Raw genomic sequence first — 18,684 nt, forward strand, 5'->3', positions numbered from 1 at the left:
GACCTCCACCGCCGTGTTGCTCGGGGCGTTCGCCGCCGAGGCCGCCGCGATCGGGATCGACCTCGGCGGGGGCGTGACCTTCTGACCCGTTCCGTGTCCTGATCCGTTCCTCGTCCCGATCCGTTTCCCGTTCACGACGGGCCGGTCCCTCGTCCCGGGACCGGCCCGTCCCCGTCGACCGAAGACGAAGGGTGTCCCGTGTCTTCCACGTTCCGTGCGGTGGCCGTCTGCTTCTCCGCTCTCGCGCTCGTCGCGGTGCTCGCCCCGGCCGCCGCCGCGCTGCCGTCGCCGATCCCGGCCGCCGGAGGGGGGCCGCTCGTCACCGAGCGGGTGAGCATCGAAGGGCCGCTGGTGAACAACCTCACGCCGCCCTCGCCGCTGTAGCGCGGTCCGCTCAGGACCACCGACGCGTGCGATCGGGCAGACTGGAGGTTTGGCCGTGCAGTGCCCGTGCCGAGCCCGTCGCAGAAAGGCAGCCGCGCGTGAATGGTCCGCTCATCGTCCAGTCCGACAAAACTCTGCTCCTCGAGGTCGACCACGAGCAGGCCGACGACTGCCGTCGGGTCATCGCGCCGTTCGCCGAGCTGGAGCGGGCGCCCGAGCACATCCACACCTACCGGGTGACCCCGCTCGGCCTGTGGAACGCACGGGCGGCCGGACACGACGCCGAACAGGTCGTGGACGCGCTGGTGCAGTACAGCCGCTACCCGGTGCCGCACGCGCTGCTCGTCGACATCGCCGACACCATGGACCGCTACGGCCGGCTCAGCCTGGTCAGGCACCCGGCGCACGGCCTCGTGCTGACCAGCACCGACCGGCCGGTCCTGGAGGAGGTGCTGCGCTCCAAGCGGATCGCCCCGCTGGTCGGCGCCCGCATCGACCCCGACACGGTGATCGTGCACCCTTCGGAGCGCGGGCAGATCAAGCAGACGCTGCTGAAGCTGGGCTGGCCGGCCGAGGACCTCGCCGGATACGTGGACGGCGAGGCGCACCCCATCGAGCTGGTCGAGGACGGGTGGGCGCTGCGCCCGTACCAGAAGCAGGCCGTGGAGAACTTCTGGCACGGCGGTTCCGGCGTGGTGGTCCTGCCCTGCGGCGCGGGCAAGACGCTGGTCGGCGCCGGTGCGATGGCGCGGGCGAAGTCGACCACACTGATCCTGGTCACCAACACCGTCTCGGCCCGCCAGTGGAAGCACGAACTGGTGCGGCGGACCTCGCTGACCGAGGACGAGATCGGCGAGTACAGCGGGACGAGGAAGGAGATCCGCCCCGTCACCATCGCCACCTACCAGGTGCTGACGACGAAGCGGAAGGGGATCTACCCCCACCTGGAGCTGTTCGACTCCCGGGACTGGGGCCTGATCCTCTACGACGAGGTGCACCTGCTGCCCGCCCCCGTCTTCAAGTTCACCGCCGATCTCCAGGCCCGGCGGCGGCTCGGCCTGACCGCGACCCTGGTGCGTGAGGACGGCCGCGAGTCGGACGTGTTCTCGCTGATCGGCCCGAAGCGGTTCGACGCGCCGTGGAAGGAGATCGAGGCGCAGGGCTACATCGCCCCGGCCGACTGCGTGGAGGTCCGGGTCAACCTCACCGACTCCGAGCGACTGGCGTACGCGACGGCGGAGCAGGAGGAGAAGTACCGGTTCTGCTCGACGACGGCGACCAAGCAGAGGGTGACGGAGGCGATCGTCCGGCGGTTCGCGGGGCAGCAGATCCTCGTCATCGGACAGTACATCGACCAGCTGGACGAGCTGGGCGAGCACCTGGACGCACCGGTGATCAAGGGCGATACGTCGAACGCCCAGCGGGAGAAGCTGTTCGACGCGTTCCGGGAGGGCGAGATCAACGTCCTGGTGGTGTCCAAGGTCGCGAACTTCTCGATCGACCTGCCGGAGGCCACGGTCGCCATCCAGGTGTCGGGCACCTTCGGGTCGCGGCAGGAGGAGGCGCAGCGGCTCGGCCGGGTGCTCCGTCCCAAGGCCGACGGGCACCGGGCCCACTTCTACTCCGTGGTCGCCCGGGACACCGTCGACCAGGACTTCGCGGCGCACCGCCAGCGGTTCCTGGCGGAGCAGGGGTACGCGTACCGGATCATGGACGCGGACGAGCTGCTGACCGAGAGCTGACCGCCGGCCCGCGCACGCGCCCGGCGGCGGACGGCCCGGAACGCCGGCGGGGCGGCGCGCACCGACGGTGTCGGCGTACGCCGCCCCGGAGCGGGACGCGACTCGTTCCCTCATGGGGGCTACTTCGGATCCTGCGCGAACTTGGCGGCCGACCAGAAGTAGCCGAGCACCGCCAGGCCCAGGCACCAGGCCACGGCCAGCCATCCGTGGTGGCCGATCTCCGTGCCGAGCAGCAGCCCGCGCAGGGTCTCGGTGGCGGGCGTGAAGGGCTGGTACTCGGCGATCGGCTGGAACCAGCCCGGCATCCCGTCGACCGGGACGAAGGCGCTGGACAGCAGCGGCAGCAGGATCAGCGGCAGCGCGTTGTTGCTGGCGGCCTCGGCGTTCGGGCTGACCAGACCCATGCCGACGGCGATCCAGGTGAGCGCCAGGGCGAACAGCACCAGCAGCCCGAACGCGGCCAGCCACTCCAGGGCCGTGGCGTCCGTCGAGCGGAAGCCGATGGCCACGCCCACGGCGCCGACGAGGACCACGCTCGCGACCGACTGCAGCACGCTGCCGACGACGTGCCCGACGAGCACGGAGCCCCGGTGGATCGCCATGGTGCGGAAGCGGGCGATGATGCCCTCGGTCATGTCGTTGGAGACGGAGACCGCGGTGCCGATCGTGGTGGAGCCGATGGTCATCAGCAGCAGGCCGGGCACGATGTAGGCGATGTACGCGGACCGGTCGCCTCCGCCGTCCCCGAGGCCGGCGCTCATCGCGTCGCCGAAGATGTAGACGAAGAGCAGCAGCAGCATGACCGGTGTGAGCAGCAGGTTCAGGGTGAGCGACGGGTAGCGCCGGGCGTGCAGGAGGTTGCGGCGCAGCATCGTGGACGAGTCGCGCACGGCGAGGGCGAGGTTGCTCATCGGACGGCCTCCTTGGACTGGGCGGGGACGGCGACGCCGCCGGTCAGGGCGAAGAACACGTCGTCGAGGTCGGGGGTGTGCACGGTCAGCTCGTCCGCCTCGACGCCTGCGGTGTCGAGCCGGTCGAGGACGGCGCGCAGTTCGCGCTGGCTGCCGTCGCTGGGGATCTGCAGGGCGAGGGCGTCGTCGTCGCGGGATGCCCCGGGCAGTGCGGAGGCGGCGGACCGGTAGCCGACCGGGTCGGTGAAGCGGAGCCGGACGTGTCCGCCGGGGACGATCCTCTTGAGCTCCTCGGCGGTGCCCTCGGCGGCGATCCCGCCGTCGTGGAGCACCGCGATGCGGTCGGCGAGTTCGTCGGCCTCCTCCAGGTACTGGGTGGTGAGGAAGACGGTGACACCGCCCGTGACGAGCTCGCGGATGATCTGCCACATGGTGTGGCGGCTGCGCGGGTCGAGGCCGGTGGTCGGTTCGTCGAGGAAGATGATCCGCGGGTCGCCGACCAGGGTCATGGCGATGTCGAGGCGGCGCTTCATGCCGCCGGAGTAGGTGGAGGCGGGCTTCTTCGCCGCTTCGGTGAGGTCGAACCGCTCCAGCAGTTCGGCGGTGACCCGCCGCCCCTCCGCACGGGGGAGGTGGTGCAGGTCCGCCATGAGGAGCATGTTCTCCTCGCCGGTGATCAGGCCGTCCACGGCGGAGAACTGGCCGGTGACCCCGATCGCGGCCCGCACGGCCTGGGAGTCGGTGGCGAGGTCGTGGCCGCCGACGCGCAGGTCGCCCGCGTCCGCGGTGACGAGGGTGGAGAGGATCTTGACGACGGTGGTCTTGCCGGCGCCGTTCGGGCCGAGCAGGGAGAAGATCGTGCCTTCCGGGACGGTCAGGTCGACGCCGTCGAGGACGGTCTTGTCGCCGTAGGACTTGCGCAGCCCGTTCGCCGCGATGGCCAAGCCGGTCATGGGGAGCTCCTTCACAGGTTCACAGGCTGCGGGCGGTGATGTCGCCGTAGGCGGTGGTCGCGTGGACGGTCAGGCCGGCGGCGGCGCCGTCGGCGTTCCTGAGCGCGTTGCGGACCCGGCCGTAGCCGGTGCCGGCGTCCAGGGAGGCGGAGACTCCGCGGGCGGCGCCGACGGCGATGTCACCGTGCTCGGTGCGCAGCGTGACCGTGCCGCGCACGGCCTCGGTGACGCGGACGTCGCCCTTCTGGGTGCTGATCTCGGCGGGACCGCCCAGGCGGCCGACCGAGACGTCGCCGGCGAGGACGGCGAGGCGGGCGCTCGCGGTCTCGTCGAGCTTGACCGGACCCTGTGCGCCCTCGAAGACGACGTCGCCGAGCCGGCCGACACCCCGCAGCTCCGCGTCGGCGGCCTTCGCCTCGACGTGGGAGCCGGCGGGCAGCCGGACGGTGATCTCGACGGATCCGGACGGGCCGAGGAACTGGTTCTTCGCCGGTGGGCCGTCGATCCGCAGGACCCCGCCGCCGTATTCGACCCTGGTCTGCTCCGCCGCCTTCGTGTCGCGGCTCTTCGTGGCGTCCGCGGGCAGGACCTCGACCACGGTGTCGGCCCGGTCGGCGGCGATGAACCGGATGCGGCCGGCGGGGACGTCGAGGGCGACCGAGATGGGGGCGGGGGTGGCGAACTGCATCGTGCGCTCCTTCGGGCCGTTGTTTCTGACACCGGAAACGCTACGTTGCGTTCATGACTTATGCAACGAGTTCGTTGCATAGAAAGACTATTTATGCAGCTCGAAGCGCTAATATCGTTGCAACGGCTTGAAATCTAACGCAACGAGCGAGCTCGGATCGTTGCAATGGATTGGGAGTGAACGCTATGCTGGAGCCACCACGGACCGCGAAGGAGACCGCGTTGCCAGGAGGCAGGCTCACCCAGCAGGAACGGCAGCAGATCGCGACAGGGCTGGCCGACGGACTCGCCTACGCGGAGATCGCCAGACGTCTGGACCGTCCCACCTCGACGATCACGCGCGAGGTGATGCGCAACGGCGGACCCACCGCCTACCGCGCGGACCTGGCCCACCGCGCCACCGAACGCCGCGCCCACCGGCGCAGGCAGGCGGCGGCGCGGGGGCCGAAGGCGCTCACGGAGGACCACGGCCGCGACGCGGAGGCCGTGCGCGCGTACGAGGAGACGCTCACCACCGTCTTCATAGCGTCGGGCACGCCCAAGATGATGGCCAGGGTCATGGCCTGCCTGACCCTCACCGACACCGGCAGCCTCACCGCCGCCGAACTCGCCCGGCGCCTCCAGGTCAGCCCGGCGTCCGTCTCCAAGGCGGTCACGTTCCTGGAGGGCCAGGGCCTCATCCGCCGGGAGCGCGAGGAAGGGCGGCGTGAGCGCTACGGCTTCGACGAGGACATCTGGTACCAGTCGATGATCGCCAGCGCACGGTCCACCGCCCAGGTCGCCGAGACCTCACGGCAGGGCGTCGCCGTCATGGGGCCCGGCACACCGGCCGCCACACGGCTGGAGAACGCCGCCCGCTTCCTCGACTTCGTCGCCGAGACCATGATCCGCGCCGCCGAGCAGGCCCGCGAGGTCCTCTTCGCGAAGCCCGAAGCGGCCTCGGACGGCGCCGCCGGGCCGCGCCCGGACCGCGGGTAGCCGGCCGCCCCGTCTACGTGCGGCGGACGCCCGCCTCCCCGCCGTACTCGCCGAGGACGATCACGTCGAAGGCGGCGCCGAGGAACACCTTCGCGGCGCGCAGGGCGCCGCCGAGGCGGTGCGGGTGACCGCCCAGGACCGAGGTCGCGCCGGTCGGCCGCACCGGCGGTGTGGTGGGGTGGAAGGTCGCTGCGCTCATGTCTCCATGGTCGCCCTCCGCCACCGGGACGGGCGTCGGCCGCAGGGACCGACCCGCCGGCCCCCCGCGTACGCCTGCGGAACGACCCGTAGCCCTCGGGCAGGACGGGTCGTCCCCTGGGGGCGGCGGGTCAGCGGCCGATCCCGTCGAGCTCGGCGAGGTCCTCCTCGGACAGCGCGAGGCCCGCGCCGGTGATGTTCTCCCGCAGGTGCGCCACCGACGAGGTCCCCGGGATGAGCAGGATGTTGGGCGACCGGTGCAGCAGCCAGGCCAGGGCGACCGACAGCGGGCGGGCGCCGAGCCGGGCGGCCACGGCGGAGAGCGCCGAGGACTGCAGGGGGCTGAAGCCGCCGAGCGGGAAGAAGGGCACGTAGGCGATGCCCTGTTCGGCGAGCCGGTCGACGAGTTCGTCGTCCTGGCGGTGGGCGAGGTTGTAGAGGTTCTGCACGCAGACGAACGGGGCGATGGTCTGTGCCTCGGCGATCTGGTCGGCGGTGGCGTTGCTCAGGCCGAGGTGCCGGATCAGGCCCTGCCGCTGGAGTTCGACGAGGGTCTCGTAGGCCTCGGCGAGCGAGCCGGGCCGCGGGCCCTCGGCGTCGCCAAGCCGGAGGTTGACGAGGTCCAGCGTCTCGACGCCGAGGGTTTCGAGGTTGCTGTGGACGGCCCGGCGCAGGTCGTCCGGCTCCCGGGCCGGGGGCCAGCCGCCCTGTGCGTCGCGGACCGCACCCACCTTGGTCACGATGTGCAGCGAGTCGGGGTAGGGGTGCAGCGCTTCGCGGATCAGCCGGTTGGTGACGTGCGGCCCGTAGGCGTCGGCGGTGTCGATGTGGGTGATGCCGAGGGCGGCGGCCTCGCGCAGGACGGCGAGCGCGCCGTCGTGATCGGCCGGCGGCCCCATCACGCCGGGGCCGGTCAGCTGCATGGCCCCGTAACCGAACCGGGTGACGGTCAGGTCGCCCATCGTCCAGGTGCCGCCGGGGAGGGATGTGGTCGGAGTGCTCATGCCCCCACCGTCCACGCCCCCGGCGGCCCCGCCCAGGTCCCCGCCGATCCTGGGAGTGACAGGGACAGGGACGGGCGGCCCCGCGCGCCTAGCATGGGGGCCATGCCTGAGGAGAACCTGCTCGGTGACTACCTCCGGGCGCGCCGGGAGCTGGTGACGCCCGAGGACATCGGGCTGCCGGTCCACGGGATACGCCGCGTCCCGGGGCTGCGCCGTGAGGAAGTGGCCATGCTCGCCGGCATCAGCTCCGACTACTACCTGCGGCTCGAGCAGGGCCGCGACCGCAACCCGTCGGCGCAGGTCCTGGACGCGCTGGCCCGGGTGTTCCGGCTCGACGACACCGCCACGGGCTACCTCCACCAGCTCGCCGCGCCGCGCCCCCGCACCCGCCGCAGGACCCGGCGACGGACCGTTCCGCCCGCCACGGCACAGCTGCTCGAGGCGATCGGGCTGCCGGCCTTCGTGACGGACAGGTCCCTCGACGTGATCGCGGCCAACGCGCTCGCCACCGCGCTGGTCCCGAGCGTGCGGGTGGGGGAGAACCGGCTCCGGTCGTTCTTCCTCGACCCCGCCGAGCAGGCGCTGCACACGGACTGGGCCCACACGGCGGCCCGGTGCGTCGCCGGCTTCCGCAGACGCCTCGGGTCCGACGTCGACGACCCGCGGGTCGTCCGGATCGTCGGCGAACTGTCCCTGGCCAGCGAGGAGTTCCGGCGGGTGTGGGCGCGCCACGACGTCCGGCCGACGGGCAGCGGGACGATCGGGATGAACCATCCGCAGGTCGGCCGGCTGAACCTCACCATGTCCAAGCTGGACGTCGACGGCCCCGACGGGATGACGCTCGCGCTCTACCACGCCGAGCCGGGGACCGAGGACGCCGAGCGGCTCGCCCTGCTCGCCTCGCTGGCCACGGGACCGGGCCGGCGGCCGGTCGACGTGCCCGGCGTACGGGAAACGGACGGCTCACCCCGTACGAGCTGACCGGCGCGCCCGCCGCACCCGCCCCGCCCCGCGCACAAACCGTTTGGACCGCACCCGCCGCGCGCCCTAGAATCTCCGCTCCTGCCCGCCTCCCCTCACGGAGCGCCGCCGTCCGGACGGAAACCGGCCGGCATCTCGCCGCAGCAGCCAGCAGCAGGTCCACCGGAGGCACCCACTTGTCCGCGTCCACACCCGTAGACGAGCCCGTAGACGGCCCCGCGACCACCCCCGCGGACGACCCGCTCGCCCGCGAACGCTCCCACCTCGCCGCGTCCCGTTCCGCGCTGCGCGCCATGCGCGAGGACGTCGAGGCCCTCGACATCAGCGACACCACCGCGAACTGGGTCAACGCGGTCGTGCTCGAGCGCCAGATCGGGGAGCGCATCAAGGCGCTGGCCGACCTCAGCGACACCCCGCTGTTCTTCGGCCGCCTCGACTACCTGCACTCCCCCGGCGCCGAACAGGCCGAGGGCACGGAAGGGGAACGCTTCTACATCGGGCGCCGGCACGTGCACGACGCGGACGGCGACCCGATGGTGATCGACTGGCGTGCGCCGGTGTCCCAGCCGTTCTACCGGGCGTCCAGGAAGGACCCGCACGACGTCGCGCTGCGCCGCCGCTTCGGCTACACCGGCGGCGACCTCACCGCCTACGAGGACGAGCACCTCTCCGACCCCACCGAGGCGGCCACCACCAGCAAGCTGCTCCAGCAGGAGATCGAACGCCCGCGCGTCGGCCCGATGCGGGACATCGTCGCCACGATCCAGCCCGAGCAGGACGAGATCGTACGGTCCGGGCTGTCCGGCAGCGTGTGCGTGCAGGGAGGCCCGGGGACCGGGAAGACGGCCGTCGGTCTGCACCGGGTCGCCTACCTCCTCTACGCCCACCGCGAGAGGCTGGCCCGCAGCGGCACGCTGGTCGTCGGGCCGAACCGCTCCTTCCTGCACTACATCGAGCAGGTGCTCCCCGCGCTGGGCGAGCTGACGGTCGCGCAGGCCACGGTGGACGACCTGGTGGCGCACGTGGAGGTGCGCGGGACGGACGAGGCGCCGGCGGCGGTGGTCAAGGGCGACGCCCGCATGGCGCAGGTGCTGCGCAGGGCCCTCTACTCCCACGTCACGATGCCCACCGAGCCGGTCGTCGTCGTGCGCGGATCACGCCGCTGGCGGGTCCCGGCGTACGAACTGGAGGAGATCGTCCGGCAGTTGCTCGACCGCGACATCCGCTACGGCGCCGCCCGCGACGCCCTCCCGCAGCGCATCGCGCACGCCGTGCTGGTGCAGATGGAGCGGGCGGGCGAGGCGCCGGACGACAGGGTCCAGGACGCGGTGGCCCGCAACGCCGCGGTGAAGGCGGCGGTGAAGGCGGTCTGGCCGGCCGTCGACCCGGCGAAGCTGGTGCTCCGGCTGCTGGGCGACGCGGAGTTCCTGGCGGAGCACGCGGAGGGCCTGCTCGACGAGCAGGAGCAGAAGACGATCCTGTGGGCGAAGCCCGCGCGCTCGGTGAAGTCGGCGAAGTGGTCGGCGGCGGACGCGGTGCTGATCGACGAGGCGGCCGACCTGATCCAGCGCACGCACTCCCTCGGGCACGTGGTGCTCGACGAGGCGCAGGACCTCTCCCCCATGCAGTACCGGGCGGTGGGCCGCCGCTGCACGACCGGCTCGGCGACCGTCCTGGGCGACCTGGCCCAGGGCACCACCCCGTGGGCGACCCGCAGTTGGGAGGAGGCGCTGACCCACCTGGGCAAACAGGACGCCGTGGTCGAGGAGCTGACGGCCGGCTTCCGCGTCCCGACGGACGTCATCGCCTACGCCTCCCGGCTCCTCCCGCACATCGCGCCGGGTCTGACCCCGGTGGCGTCGATCCGCGAGAACCCGGGCTTCTTCGAGGTCCGCCCGGCCGGGGGAACGGACGACGTGGTCTCCGCCTGCCGCGCACTCCTGCGCAACGAGGGCTCGGTGGGCCTGATCGCGGCGGACACCCGTGTCCCGGAACTGGCCGGGGCGCTGACGGCGGCGGGGATCGCGTACGTCGCCCCCGGCGAGGAGACGACCCGCACCACCCGCCTGACCCTGGTCCCGGCCTCCCTGGCGAAGGGCCTGGAGTACGACTACGTGGTCCTGGACGAACCCCGGGCGGTGGTGGACGCCGAACCCGACGAACGCACCGGCCTGCGCCGCCTGTACGTGGCCCTGACCCGAGCGGTCTCGGGCCTCATCGTGACGCACGCGGCCCCGCTGCCGGAACAACTCACGTAACCACCACCGCTCCCGCGGGCAGTCGTGCCGCCGCCCCGCGGGCAGCCGCACCGCTGGGGCGGCACGGGTGGGCGCGGACGGCACCCCGCAAGCGCCGGGCCGCGCGACCCACCCCCGCTCAGCGTGAAGCCCGGCGCCAAGGGAGCGAACGCTCAACCCCCCAGTACCCGCCGCCACTCCGCGACGGCCTCCGCCGAGACCGGCCCGCCCCAGCCCTCCGGCCGCGCCGCTCCCCCGATGTGGAAGGCGTCGATGCCGGCCTTCAGCAACAGCGGCACATGGTCCAGCCGCAACCCGCCCCCCACCAGCAACCGCTGCTCGTACCCCGGCTCCCCCCGCCGCCCCGCCTCCGCGAGCAGGGTCGGCAGCCCGGCGTCCACCCCGTCGGCCGACCCGGCCGTCAGGTAGGTGTCCAGGCCGGGGAAGTCCGCGAGCTGCTTGCGCAGGGCGTCCCGGTCGGCGGCCCGGTCGATGGCCCGGTGGAACGTCCACCGGCACCCCTCCAGCTCACGGGCCACCCGCTCCACCGCCCCCAGGTCCACACCCCCGTCCGGGCCGAGGAACCCGAGCACGAACTCCTCCGCCCCGGCCCCGCGCATCGCGCACGCGGTCTCCGCCAGCCGTTCGACGGACCCCGCCGCGAACCCGTCCGCCAGCCGCAGCATCACCCGCACCGGGATGTCCACGGCCGCCCGGATCCCCGCGACGGTCGCCGCGGCCGGCGTCAGCCCGTCCGCGGCCATGTCGGTCACCAGCTCGAGGCGGTCCGCACCTCCGGCCTGGGCGGCCACCGCGTCCTCGACGTCGAGGGCGATCACCTCCAGGACTGCACGCTTGCTCATGGGACCCCATTCCTCGGCATCAGGCGGCGACTACAGGTCTAGTCCAATCCAAGCCTACGCCCGACCACCGGCCCGGGGCCGCCCCGCCCCTCGGCTCACCCTCCGAAGATGTTCAGCTCCGCCGCCTCCACCCCGGCCAGCTCGTACGCGGCCCCGTCCACCGGGCGCCCCGCGTACAGCCGCAGGAGCGTCGGCCCGTCGCCGATGTAGCGGGCCGGAGGGCGTTCCCCCGTGGCGTCGCCCAGCCGCAGCGGCTCGTCGGCGTCGTCGAGGTCGGCGTGCAGGGAGAGGTGCCCCGTGCGGCACGTGACCTGCGCCAGCAGCTCCAGCGCGTACGGCAGCCCCGCGCCCGCGTACGCCCCCGGCTCCCCGAGCGCGGCCCGCACGTCCCCGGCGTGCACCCACTCGCCCAGCGCGAGCTTGTCCAGCGCCCCGTCCGCCTTGGCGATCACGGGCCCCGCCCCGGTCATCCCGCGCTCCAGCTCGTCCAGGACCCGGGCGTTCGTCCACTCCGCCCGCTCCGCGATGTCGCGCTCGTTGCTCCCGGGCGAGAACACCCCGTCCTCGAACCGTCGCTCCAGGACCCGGGTGAACGCGGCCGAACAGTGCGCCAGCACGTCCCGCACCGTCCATCCCGGACACGCCGCCACCGGCAGCGCGAAGTCCGCGTCACCGCGCCCCCGCAGCAGCGGGATCAGCGCGTCCCGCTCGACGGCCAGCAGCCGCCCGGGCAGTTCGGGGTCTCGTACGTTCTGCACATCCGCAGGAGTCGTCATGCCGCCCACGCTAGTTGCGGAACCGCCGGCCCACAGGACCTACTCGCCGTCGATCTGGTGATCGGCCCAGACATAGCTCACGGGCAGCAGCTCGGCGATGGGGACGGTACGGACGTCCTCGCCCCCGCCGACTATGACCTGGAGCCCGGGAAAGTAGTCGAGCAGGACCTGCCGGCACCGGCCGCACGGCGGAACGACCCCCCGGTCCCGGTCCCCCACGGCGACGATCGTCTCCAGTTCGTAGATCCCCTGGGCCGCGGCCGCGCCGACGAGGACCAGCTCGGCGCAGGGCCCTCCGGTGAAGTGGTAGGCGTTCACCGCGGTGACGATCCGCCCGTCCCGGCCACGGCCGGCGGCCGCCATGGTGTGGTTGTCACCCCGGCACCGGGTACGGGCGACCCGGGCGGCGGCCTCGACGAGTTCACGGTCGACGGAGTGGATCTGGGTGGTCATCCCCTCAGTCTGCAACAGGCGCTACAACACGCTCGGCAGCCCTCCGCCGTCCGCCTGCTGCGCGGGAATCACGACCCCGGACGCGACAGGCCTCCCCGGCCCGAACATCAGGCTCGACGGCCGCGCGGTCCGCCGGTCGGACACCACGATCCCGCCACGCCACTTGCCCGCCGGATCCTGGTACCGGAACTGGAGCTTCTTCAGCCGCTCCCCGAACTCCTCCCGCAGCGGGCGGTACGCGTCGTCGCAGTGCACGTTCCACCTCACGTCGCTCAGGTAGGCGTGGCACGCGACGGGGAACAGCAGGGAGGAGACGACGAGGTCCGAAAGCTGGAGCAGCGTGTGGGTGTCGCTGTGCCCGAGGACCGGCGACTCGATGACGCCCTTGAGGGGGTCGCCACCCGCGCGGTACTTGCGCGTCGTCACGCAGTGCACGTTCGGGACGTTCTTGGACTTGGTGCGGCTGTCGAGGACCATGACGCCGCGCGAGTGACAGTCCAGCAGCTGGGCCTGGAACGTCTCGGTGAGGCTCCCGACGGAGGTGCGGTACACGCCGGTCTCGTCGAAGGCGAGGCCCTCCTGCTTCACCCACCCACGGGCCAGCAGGCGTGCGTTGCAGCGCTCCAGCAAGCCGAGAACCGAGTCGACGAGGAACATCGCCGCCCGGCGCCGATCACGGTTCCCGACACGGACGTCCTTGCGGACGTCGGACCCCTTGATCTCCGTGTGGATCACTTCGGAGAGATGCTGGGCACGGCGCAACTGCGGCCGGTACGTCTTCTTGACGCTGAGGAAGTCCCAGGTCAACTGCTTGACGTGGGAGTCGTGGACGGTGAAGCCACCGACGACGAGGACCGGCGGGGCGTCCGGTCTGGCGGGGTCGAGCGTCTGGCCGTTGCCCGCCTCGTCGATGCAGCACAGGTACAACGATCCCTCCCGGAAAACACTGGGGCCGCTCCCGAAGGAGCGGCCCCAGGACCTGGTGCAGCCGTATGCACCGTGTTTTGTTTGCTAGTACCAATGGTGTCAAGACCGACGGAAGCGGGTCAAGCCGGCCGTCACACTACGTTGACGTATCTTTTCATTCAGTGAGCGTGACGTGCGTGAGCGACGAAGGCGGACCAGGCGGCGGGGGGCACCGTGAAGGCGCCCTGGCCCGTGTCCTTGGAGTCGCGGACGTGGACGGAGGCGGGGAGGGCGGCGACCTCGATGCATTCGCCGCCCGCGCCACCGCTGTAGCTGGACTTGAACCAGTGGAGCGCCTGGGCCTGGGACTGCTCGGTGTTCATAGGTCTCCTTGCAGCAACTTCTCGATGTGGCGCACGGATTCGGCAGGGGACAGCGCCTGTGCCCGCAGGATTCCATACCGCACGGCGAACCCGCGTACGCTTTCCCGCTTGGCGATCACACGCCCGTTGCCCTGGCTCTCCACGTACGCAACTTGCTCCCCGCCCTCCGGGGTCATGATCGTGAATGGACCGTCCGCCCCTGCGTGATCGGCAACCCGGGTCGGCATGACCTGGATCTCAACGTGAGGGTTTTCGGCAACGAGCAGCATGTGCTCCAACTGACCACGCAATACATCCACGCCACCGAACGGACGCTCCAGCACGGATTCTTCGATGACGAAGCTAAGGGTCGGCGCGGGCTTCCGCTCGTAGATCCTGTGACGGGCCATCCGCGCCGCCACCATCTGCTCGATCTCGTCCTCGCGCCGCCGGGGCCGCCACACGGTGAACATGGTCCGTGCGTACTCCTCAGTCTGGAGCAGGCCGGGCACGGCCAGCACCGCGTACGCGTGGAATTCGACGGCTTCTTCCTCGATCCGCGCAGCATCCCGAAAGAAGGCCGGGTACCGCGTCAGGGCGACCGCTCGCTTCATCGCAAGCAGAACACCGTCTGCCTCAAGCAACATGTCCAGCTTCTCGATGGTGTCCGGCCTGGCGATACGCCGGCCCTGCTCGATCGCGGCGATCTGCGCCTCGCTGTATCCGAGGAGCGGGCCGAGGGCGGCCTGGGTGAGACCGGCACGCTCCCGAAAGAGCTTGATCTGCCTACCGAAGCACCGCAGGAGCTCGTCGGCAGGATCCTGGCCGCGCGCTGCGATCGCCTGTTCCGGAACCTGCACCATGGGCCACCCCTTTTCCTGCCCCTACAGACACATTCGGCGCCCTTACAGACACACTGTGTAAGAACGTGGTTGCTGGTCACCGTACGTACGCCGTACGAGGCTCGCCCCCATGACCACCGAAATTCCCCCCATCGAGCACACTGGGCAGCCCACAGCCCATGCCGAAGAGTTCTCCATGTGCTTCACCTCCACCCCGCGAGGCGCCCGCCTGGCCCGGCGGCTCGCTTCCCACCGCTTGGATGCCTGGGGCTTCCCGTACGAGTCCGAGGTGAACGAGACCGTGACGCTGGTCGTGGCCGAGCTCACCGCCAACGCGGTGACCCACGGCCGTGTTCCGGGCCGCGACTTCCGCCTGAGCCTGGCACTGGCGGCCGCCCGCGACCTCGTGCGCGTCGAGGTCACCGACGCTCGAGACGGTGGCTCGTCGCCGGCCTGGTCCTGTGCTCCTCAGGATCCCGAGGCGGAGGGGGGCCGCGGCCTGTGGTTGGTGTCCCGCCTGGCGAGCCGGTTGTCCGTCGGCCCGCGCGAGGAGGGAGGACCGGGCAAGACGGTACGAGCCGAGCTGGACCTCTGCGGCGAAGCCCTCGCGATCAACCAGGTCTCGGAGTGACCGAATGACCGTACGGTCACGACGTGAGCGGTACGGGTCCGCGCCGAGGCGTGCACGGCTCCGGCGTCGGCTGTGACCACAAGGGTGGATGACACCGGCCCCGGTGCTGATGGGGCCCCGCGGCGAGTCCTGTTCCCGGTTGTGTCTCCCGCGGGGGAGACACCAGGCTGGGGGCATGGACAGCGACACGCTCCATTCCATCGGAGAGCTGTCCCGCCGGGCCGGCCTGGCGGTGAAGACCATCCGGCACTACTCCGACAAGGGCATCGTCCCGGCGACCGACCGGAGCCCGGCGGGCTACCGGCTGTACGGCCCCGACGCTCTCGCCCGCCTGAACCTGGTCCGCACGCTGCGCGATCTCGGGCTCGACCTGGCGGCCGTGCGCAGGGTGCTGGACCGGGAGGCGTCCGTACCGGAGGTCGCGGAAGCGCACGCCGACGCCCTGGACGTACAGATCCGGGCCCTCCGTCTGCGCCGGGCGGTACTACGAGCAGTCGCCAGAGGCTGGACCACGACCATGGAGAGGGACCTCATGCATCGACTCGCCACGCTTTCCCGGACCGAACAACGGCAACTGGTGGCCGACTTCACCGACGACACCTTCAACGGTCCCGACGTCAACCCCGAGTTCGTGGCGCTGATGCGGTCCGCCACGCCCGAGCTCCCCGACGACCCCACGCCCGAACAGGTCGAGGCCTGGGCGGAGCTCGCCGAGCTCTGCCAGGACGCGGACTTCCGTGCCGCGGTGCGGCGCATGGCCGAGGAGCAGGCGGGGGAACCTTCCCGGCAGGACGTGGCCGGCCTGCACGACGGCCTCGACCGAGCGGTGCGCGAGCGAATCGAAGAAGCCGTGTCCACCGGCGTCCTGCCCGCCTCCGCCACGACCGCGCCCCTGGCCGACTCACCGGGCGGCCTGTACGGCCACGCCTTCGCGAGCGTCGGCGACGGCGATCTGCGCCGCTGGCTCGTCGCCCGTCTGGAGATGGCCGCCGACCCGCACGCCAGGCGCTACTGGCAGCTCCTGGCGACGGTCAACGGACGGCCCGCGTCACCGACGCTCGCCCCCGTCTACACCTGGTTCACCACCGCCCCGTGCGGTGCTCCCGTCGCGGCAGCGACGTCTTGAGCCCCGGGGGCATCCCGTGAAGCACGACGTTCCACAGAGCCTCGGTGCGGCTCTCGTCGTCCTCGGAGGGCAGGGAGCCGTCCGCCTGCTCGTCGACCACGACGACGCCGGGCAGCCGCCGCGGCAGGGTGGGCAGGGCGCGAAGATCCCGGAGCCGTGGAACGGGCCACCCGCGGGAGGGAAGAATGACGGCATGGCCGACACCGAAGCCCTGCGTGCCCGTTTCGTCCGCGCCCTGGAAGGGGCCCGTGGTCCCGGGGGCGGTCCGGATCCGCTGCCGTACGCCGACGACCTGCTCGGGCGCTGGCGGGAACCGCAGCGGCGCTACCACACGCCCACCCACCTCACGGCGGTCCTCGACCACGTCGACGAGCTGGCGGACCACGCCGCCGACCCGGACGTGGTCCGGCTCGCCGCCTGGTTCCACGACGCCGTGTACCTGCCGGAGCGGTCGGAGAACGAGGAGCGGTCCGCCCGGCTCGCCGAGCGGGCGCTCCCCGAGGCCGGGGTGTCCGCGCAGAGGACCGCCGAGGTGGCCCGGCTGGTGCGGCTCACCGTCACGCACGATCCCGCCGACGACGACCGGAACGGGCAGGTGCTGTGCGACGCCGACCTCGCGGTCCTCGCCGCGTCGCCGTCGGCGTACGCCGCCTACACCGCCGCCGTCCGCGAGGAGTACCACTTCGTGCCGAACGAGGCCTTCCGCGAGGGCCGGGCGGACGTGCTACGGCGACTTCTCGCCCTGCCACGGTTGTTCCGCACCCCCTACGGCCAGGAGCGCTGGGAGGCCACCGCCCGCTACAACGTGCGCGGCGAGCTGGAAATGCTGTCGACCTCGGCCGCGCCGCCCGCCTAGCCTGCCCCGCATGCGTGCTGTGGGAGCGGAGCAGGTGGAGGAAGCCGTCGCGGACTGCGTGGCGGCGCTGGGGGCGGTCACCGACCGGGACTGGGGGGAGGTGAGGGCCGGGCGGCTGGAGTGGAGCTGCCGGAAGACGGCGGCGCACATCGCGAGCGATCTCGTCGCGTACGCGGGGCAGCTCGCCGGGCGGGCGCAGGACGCGTACGTGCCCTTCGAGATCACGCTCGACGGCAGCGAGGACGGCCTGGACCCCGCCGACAACGCGGGCGCCCTCCAGGTGATCACCACGACCGGCGCCCTGCTCGCCGCCGCGATCCGCACCACCCCCCGCGCGGTCCGCGCCTTCCACCCGTACCCCTTCCGGCACGCGAACCGTGAGGGCTTCGCCGCGATGGGCGTGGCCGAGGTGCTGCTGCACACGCACGACATCGCCAAGGGAACGGGCATCGACCACGAACCGCCGGCCGAACTGGCCTCCTTCGTCCTCACCCGGATCTTCCCGCGGGTCGAACCGGGTCCCACCCCCTGGCGGACGCTGCTGTGGGCGACCGGGCGCGGCGAACTGCCGGGGCGGGAGCCGGTCACCGGGTGGCGGTGGAGCAACAACCCGGTGCTGCGGTCGGAGCGGCTGGCCCTGGAGGGCGTCACGCCCGCGGTCGCGGCCGATCTCTCCCTCGCCGGCGACGGCGGGTTCGACTGGGTGGACCCGGGCCCGTTCGAGGGGACGCGGGAGGGCGCCGGGATGCTGCTCACGCAGTACGAGGAGGGGGTCTTCCACCCGGAGTGGGCCATGTACGTCCTGGTCCGGCGCGAGGACGACCGCGCGGTGGGCGCGATGGGGTTCCACGGCGTCCCGGACGGGGACGGCAGGGTGGAGATCGGCTACGACCTCGCCGTGGACGCCCGCGGCCGCGGCTACGCCACCGAGGCGCTGCGCACCCTGTCGGCGTGGGCGCTCGCGCAGGACGGCGTACGGACGGTGGCCGCCGTCGTCGACCAGGAGAACGTGCCCTCGCAGAGGGTCGTCACCCGGGCCGGTTTCACCGAGGTGTCCCGGCAGGAGGGGCGGATCTCCTACGAACTGGGCGGCTGAGCCGCGCCCTTGCGGCGCCGCAGCCCCGCCCCGTGCAGCAGCCGCACCACCTCGCGGCTGCTGACCTCGACCGCCCCGGCGCGCACGGCGTCGGCGTACCGGTGCCGGGGGATGTCGTAGTGGTCGCGTTCGAAGGCGCGGCGGGGCACGCCCAGGCGGTCGGCGAAGGCGTGCAGTTCGTCGTAGGAGAGGTCGCTGACGAGGTGGGACCACATCCGGCCGTGGCCCGGCCAGGCGGGCGGGTCGATGTAGACGGTCACGAGGGCGTCGCTCCGCCCAGCGTGCCCACCGCCGCGACCCTCACGCCCGCCTTGTGGCACACCCAGTGCGGATCGGGTCCGAGTTCCGGCTCCACCTCCAGCGCGTGCGGGTCGCCGGAGCCGCAGACCGGGCACAGCGGCCAGCGCCCGTGCCTCTCCAGCAGGGCGTCCTGTACGTCCTGGGCGACCAGGCCGGGGAGGAACCCGGCGCCGTCCGGCCACTGTTCCACCCACCAGCGCCGGTGCGCGACGGACTCCTCGACGAGGGACACCACGTCCGCCTCGGCGACCTCGCGCGCGGCCAGATCGGCGAGGACGAGGGCGCGCGCCGCGTGCAAGGCCTGCTCCAGGGGGCTGAGGGGGCGGGGTCCGGGGGCTCCGGGTTCGTCGTGGGGGTCCATGCCCCCATTGTGCGCACTCTTGACCACGCACCCGGAA

General features: G+C 72.3%; 22 protein-coding genes. 9 read left to right on the top strand and 13 right to left on the bottom strand.

Annotated features, from left to right (window positions below; translation table 11 throughout):
* Positions 1–198 precede the first annotated feature (198 nt).
* Positions 199–384: a hypothetical protein gene (locus ACZ8ZB_RS15165; RefSeq protein ID WP_470738260.1), complete on the top strand. Its 186-nt coding sequence runs from the start codon at positions 199–201 to the stop codon at positions 382–384.
* A gap of 98 nt (positions 385–482) precedes the next feature.
* Positions 483–2,126, top strand: coding sequence for a DNA repair helicase XPB (locus ACZ8ZB_RS15170; protein WP_470738261.1), 1,644 nt, complete (start codon positions 483–485; stop codon positions 2,124–2,126).
* 119 nt (positions 2,127–2,245) lie between these two features.
* Here the strand turns inward: ACZ8ZB_RS15170 and ACZ8ZB_RS15175 are convergent, their stop codons facing one another.
* From ACZ8ZB_RS15175 to ACZ8ZB_RS15185, 3 genes are read right to left on the bottom strand one after another with little or no spacing between them, the layout of a single operon-like run.
* Entirely contained in the window at positions 2,246–3,037 is a 792-nt protein-coding gene (locus ACZ8ZB_RS15175) for an ABC transporter permease (protein WP_470738262.1), read from the bottom strand.
* Positions 3,034–3,990 (bottom strand): ATP-binding cassette domain-containing protein, encoded by a 957-nt coding sequence (locus tag ACZ8ZB_RS15180; RefSeq protein WP_470738263.1) that lies wholly within the window; start codon positions 3,988–3,990, stop codon positions 3,034–3,036. The genes ACZ8ZB_RS15175 and ACZ8ZB_RS15180 overlap by 4 nt, the downstream gene beginning before the upstream one ends.
* Positions 3,991–4,009: 19 nt before the next feature.
* Complete coding sequence (locus ACZ8ZB_RS15185) at positions 4,010–4,678, bottom strand: DUF4097 family beta strand repeat-containing protein (RefSeq protein WP_470738264.1); 669 nt, start codon at positions 4,676–4,678, stop codon at positions 4,010–4,012.
* Between the two features lie 221 nt (positions 4,679–4,899).
* Between ACZ8ZB_RS15185 and ACZ8ZB_RS15190 the strand changes: the two genes are divergently transcribed.
* Positions 4,900–5,655, top strand: a complete 756-nt coding sequence (locus ACZ8ZB_RS15190; protein WP_470738265.1) for a helix-turn-helix domain-containing protein — start codon at positions 4,900–4,902, stop codon at positions 5,653–5,655.
* Positions 5,656–5,668: 13 nt separating this feature from the next.
* Here the strand turns inward: ACZ8ZB_RS15190 and ACZ8ZB_RS15195 are convergent, their stop codons facing one another.
* Both ACZ8ZB_RS15195 and ACZ8ZB_RS15200 read right to left on the bottom strand, forming a co-directional pair.
* Positions 5,669–5,854, bottom strand: a complete 186-nt coding sequence (locus tag ACZ8ZB_RS15195; RefSeq protein WP_470738266.1) for a hypothetical protein — start codon at positions 5,852–5,854, stop codon at positions 5,669–5,671.
* Between the two features lie 130 nt (positions 5,855–5,984).
* A complete protein-coding gene (locus ACZ8ZB_RS15200; RefSeq protein ID WP_470738267.1) occupies positions 5,985–6,857 on the bottom strand; it encodes an aldo/keto reductase family oxidoreductase in 873 nt (290 codons plus the stop codon).
* A gap of 93 nt (positions 6,858–6,950) precedes the next feature.
* Between ACZ8ZB_RS15200 and ACZ8ZB_RS15205 the strand changes: the two genes are divergently transcribed.
* Entirely contained in the window at positions 6,951–7,838 is an 888-nt protein-coding gene (locus ACZ8ZB_RS15205; RefSeq protein WP_470738268.1) for a helix-turn-helix domain-containing protein, read from the top strand.
* Between the two features lie 176 nt (positions 7,839–8,014).
* Complete coding sequence (locus ACZ8ZB_RS15210) at positions 8,015–10,096, top strand: HelD family protein (RefSeq protein ID WP_470738269.1); 2,082 nt, start codon at positions 8,015–8,017, stop codon at positions 10,094–10,096.
* Between the two features lie 152 nt (positions 10,097–10,248).
* Here the strand turns inward: ACZ8ZB_RS15210 and ACZ8ZB_RS15215 are convergent, their stop codons facing one another.
* From ACZ8ZB_RS15215 to ACZ8ZB_RS15240, 6 genes are all read right to left on the bottom strand, one after another.
* Entirely contained in the window at positions 10,249–10,938 is a 690-nt protein-coding gene (locus ACZ8ZB_RS15215; protein WP_470738270.1) for a copper homeostasis protein CutC, read from the bottom strand.
* A gap of 95 nt (positions 10,939–11,033) precedes the next feature.
* The gene (locus ACZ8ZB_RS15220) at positions 11,034–11,714 is read right to left on the bottom strand and encodes a maleylpyruvate isomerase family mycothiol-dependent enzyme (protein ID WP_470738271.1); all 681 of its coding nucleotides are present in this window, start codon (positions 11,712–11,714) and stop codon (positions 11,034–11,036) included.
* Positions 11,715–11,753: 39 nt separating this feature from the next.
* A complete protein-coding gene (locus ACZ8ZB_RS15225) occupies positions 11,754–12,167 on the bottom strand; it encodes a cytidine deaminase family protein (protein ID WP_470738272.1) in 414 nt (137 codons plus the stop codon).
* 21 nt (positions 12,168–12,188) lie between these two features.
* A complete protein-coding gene (locus ACZ8ZB_RS15230; RefSeq protein ID WP_470738273.1) occupies positions 12,189–13,094 on the bottom strand; it encodes a DUF3800 domain-containing protein in 906 nt (301 codons plus the stop codon).
* A 158-nt stretch (positions 13,095–13,252) separates the two neighbouring features.
* Entirely contained in the window at positions 13,253–13,456 is a 204-nt protein-coding gene (locus ACZ8ZB_RS15235; protein WP_470738274.1) for a DUF397 domain-containing protein, read from the bottom strand.
* A complete protein-coding gene (locus ACZ8ZB_RS15240) occupies positions 13,453–14,298 on the bottom strand; it encodes a helix-turn-helix domain-containing protein (RefSeq protein ID WP_470738275.1) in 846 nt (281 codons plus the stop codon). Before ACZ8ZB_RS15240 ends, ACZ8ZB_RS15235 begins: the two co-directional genes overlap by 4 nt.
* Before the next feature lie 109 nt (positions 14,299–14,407).
* Between ACZ8ZB_RS15240 and ACZ8ZB_RS15245 the strand changes: the two genes are divergently transcribed.
* The 4 genes from ACZ8ZB_RS15245 (at position 14,408) to ACZ8ZB_RS15260 (ending at position 17,986) form a co-directional block, all read left to right on the top strand.
* A complete protein-coding gene (locus ACZ8ZB_RS15245) occupies positions 14,408–14,908 on the top strand; it encodes an ATP-binding protein (protein WP_470738276.1) in 501 nt (166 codons plus the stop codon).
* 175 nt (positions 14,909–15,083) lie between these two features.
* The gene (locus ACZ8ZB_RS15250; RefSeq protein WP_470738277.1) at positions 15,084–16,034 is read left to right on the top strand and encodes a MerR family transcriptional regulator; all 951 of its coding nucleotides are present in this window, start codon (positions 15,084–15,086) and stop codon (positions 16,032–16,034) included.
* Positions 16,035–16,227: 193 nt separating this feature from the next.
* Positions 16,228–16,890, top strand: coding sequence for an HD domain-containing protein (locus ACZ8ZB_RS15255; RefSeq protein WP_470738278.1), 663 nt, complete (start codon positions 16,228–16,230; stop codon positions 16,888–16,890).
* Between the two features lie 10 nt (positions 16,891–16,900).
* Complete coding sequence (locus ACZ8ZB_RS15260; RefSeq protein ID WP_470738279.1) at positions 16,901–17,986, top strand: GNAT family N-acetyltransferase; 1,086 nt, start codon at positions 16,901–16,903, stop codon at positions 17,984–17,986.
* Here the strand turns inward: ACZ8ZB_RS15260 and ACZ8ZB_RS15265 are convergent.
* The gene (locus tag ACZ8ZB_RS15265) at positions 17,968–18,246 is read right to left on the bottom strand and encodes a DUF4031 domain-containing protein (RefSeq protein ID WP_470738280.1); all 279 of its coding nucleotides are present in this window, start codon (positions 18,244–18,246) and stop codon (positions 17,968–17,970) included. The genes ACZ8ZB_RS15260 and ACZ8ZB_RS15265 overlap by 19 nt on opposite strands.
* Entirely contained in the window at positions 18,243–18,647 is a 405-nt protein-coding gene (locus ACZ8ZB_RS15270) for a hypothetical protein (RefSeq protein WP_470738281.1), read from the bottom strand. The genes ACZ8ZB_RS15265 and ACZ8ZB_RS15270 overlap by 4 nt, the downstream gene beginning before the upstream one ends.
* Between the last annotated feature and the right edge of the window lie 37 nt (positions 18,648–18,684).

Source organism: Streptomyces sp. 12E (genome assembly GCF_055633275.1).

What these genes read in the sequence shown, in the direction of transcription:
- ACZ8ZB_RS15175 (WP_470738262.1), bottom strand. Translation starts at nt 3,037, where the DNA reads ATGAGCAACCTCGCCCTCGCCGTGCGCGACTCGTCCACGATGCTGCGC.
- ACZ8ZB_RS15180 (WP_470738263.1), bottom strand. Translation starts at nt 3,990, where the DNA reads ATGACCGGCTTGGCCATCGCGGCGAACGGGCTGCGCAAGTCCTACGGC.
- ACZ8ZB_RS15185 (WP_470738264.1), bottom strand. Translation starts at nt 4,678, where the DNA reads ATGCAGTTCGCCACCCCCGCCCCCATCTCGGTCGCCCTCGACGTCCCC.
- ACZ8ZB_RS15195 (WP_470738266.1), bottom strand. Translation starts at nt 5,854, where the DNA reads ATGAGCGCAGCGACCTTCCACCCCACCACACCGCCGGTGCGGCCGACC.
- ACZ8ZB_RS15200 (WP_470738267.1), bottom strand. Translation starts at nt 6,857, where the DNA reads ATGAGCACTCCGACCACATCCCTCCCCGGCGGCACCTGGACGATGGGC.
- ACZ8ZB_RS15205 (WP_470738268.1), top strand. Translation starts at nt 6,951, where the DNA reads ATGGGGGCCATGCCTGAGGAGAACCTGCTCGGTGACTACCTCCGGGCG.
- ACZ8ZB_RS15215 (WP_470738270.1), bottom strand. Translation starts at nt 10,938, where the DNA reads ATGAGCAAGCGTGCAGTCCTGGAGGTGATCGCCCTCGACGTCGAGGAC.
- ACZ8ZB_RS15220 (WP_470738271.1), bottom strand. Translation starts at nt 11,714, where the DNA reads ATGACGACTCCTGCGGATGTGCAGAACGTACGAGACCCCGAACTGCCC.
- ACZ8ZB_RS15225 (WP_470738272.1), bottom strand. Translation starts at nt 12,167, where the DNA reads ATGACCACCCAGATCCACTCCGTCGACCGTGAACTCGTCGAGGCCGCC.
- ACZ8ZB_RS15235 (WP_470738274.1), bottom strand. Translation starts at nt 13,456, where the DNA reads ATGAACACCGAGCAGTCCCAGGCCCAGGCGCTCCACTGGTTCAAGTCC.
- ACZ8ZB_RS15240 (WP_470738275.1), bottom strand. Translation starts at nt 14,298, where the DNA reads ATGGTGCAGGTTCCGGAACAGGCGATCGCAGCGCGCGGCCAGGATCCT.
- ACZ8ZB_RS15245 (WP_470738276.1), top strand. Translation starts at nt 14,408, where the DNA reads ATGACCACCGAAATTCCCCCCATCGAGCACACTGGGCAGCCCACAGCC.
- ACZ8ZB_RS15250 (WP_470738277.1), top strand. Translation starts at nt 15,084, where the DNA reads ATGGACAGCGACACGCTCCATTCCATCGGAGAGCTGTCCCGCCGGGCC.
- ACZ8ZB_RS15255 (WP_470738278.1), top strand. Translation starts at nt 16,228, where the DNA reads ATGGCCGACACCGAAGCCCTGCGTGCCCGTTTCGTCCGCGCCCTGGAA.
- ACZ8ZB_RS15260 (WP_470738279.1), top strand. Translation starts at nt 16,901, where the DNA reads ATGCGTGCTGTGGGAGCGGAGCAGGTGGAGGAAGCCGTCGCGGACTGC.
- ACZ8ZB_RS15270 (WP_470738281.1), bottom strand. Translation starts at nt 18,647, where the DNA reads ATGGACCCCCACGACGAACCCGGAGCCCCCGGACCCCGCCCCCTCAGC.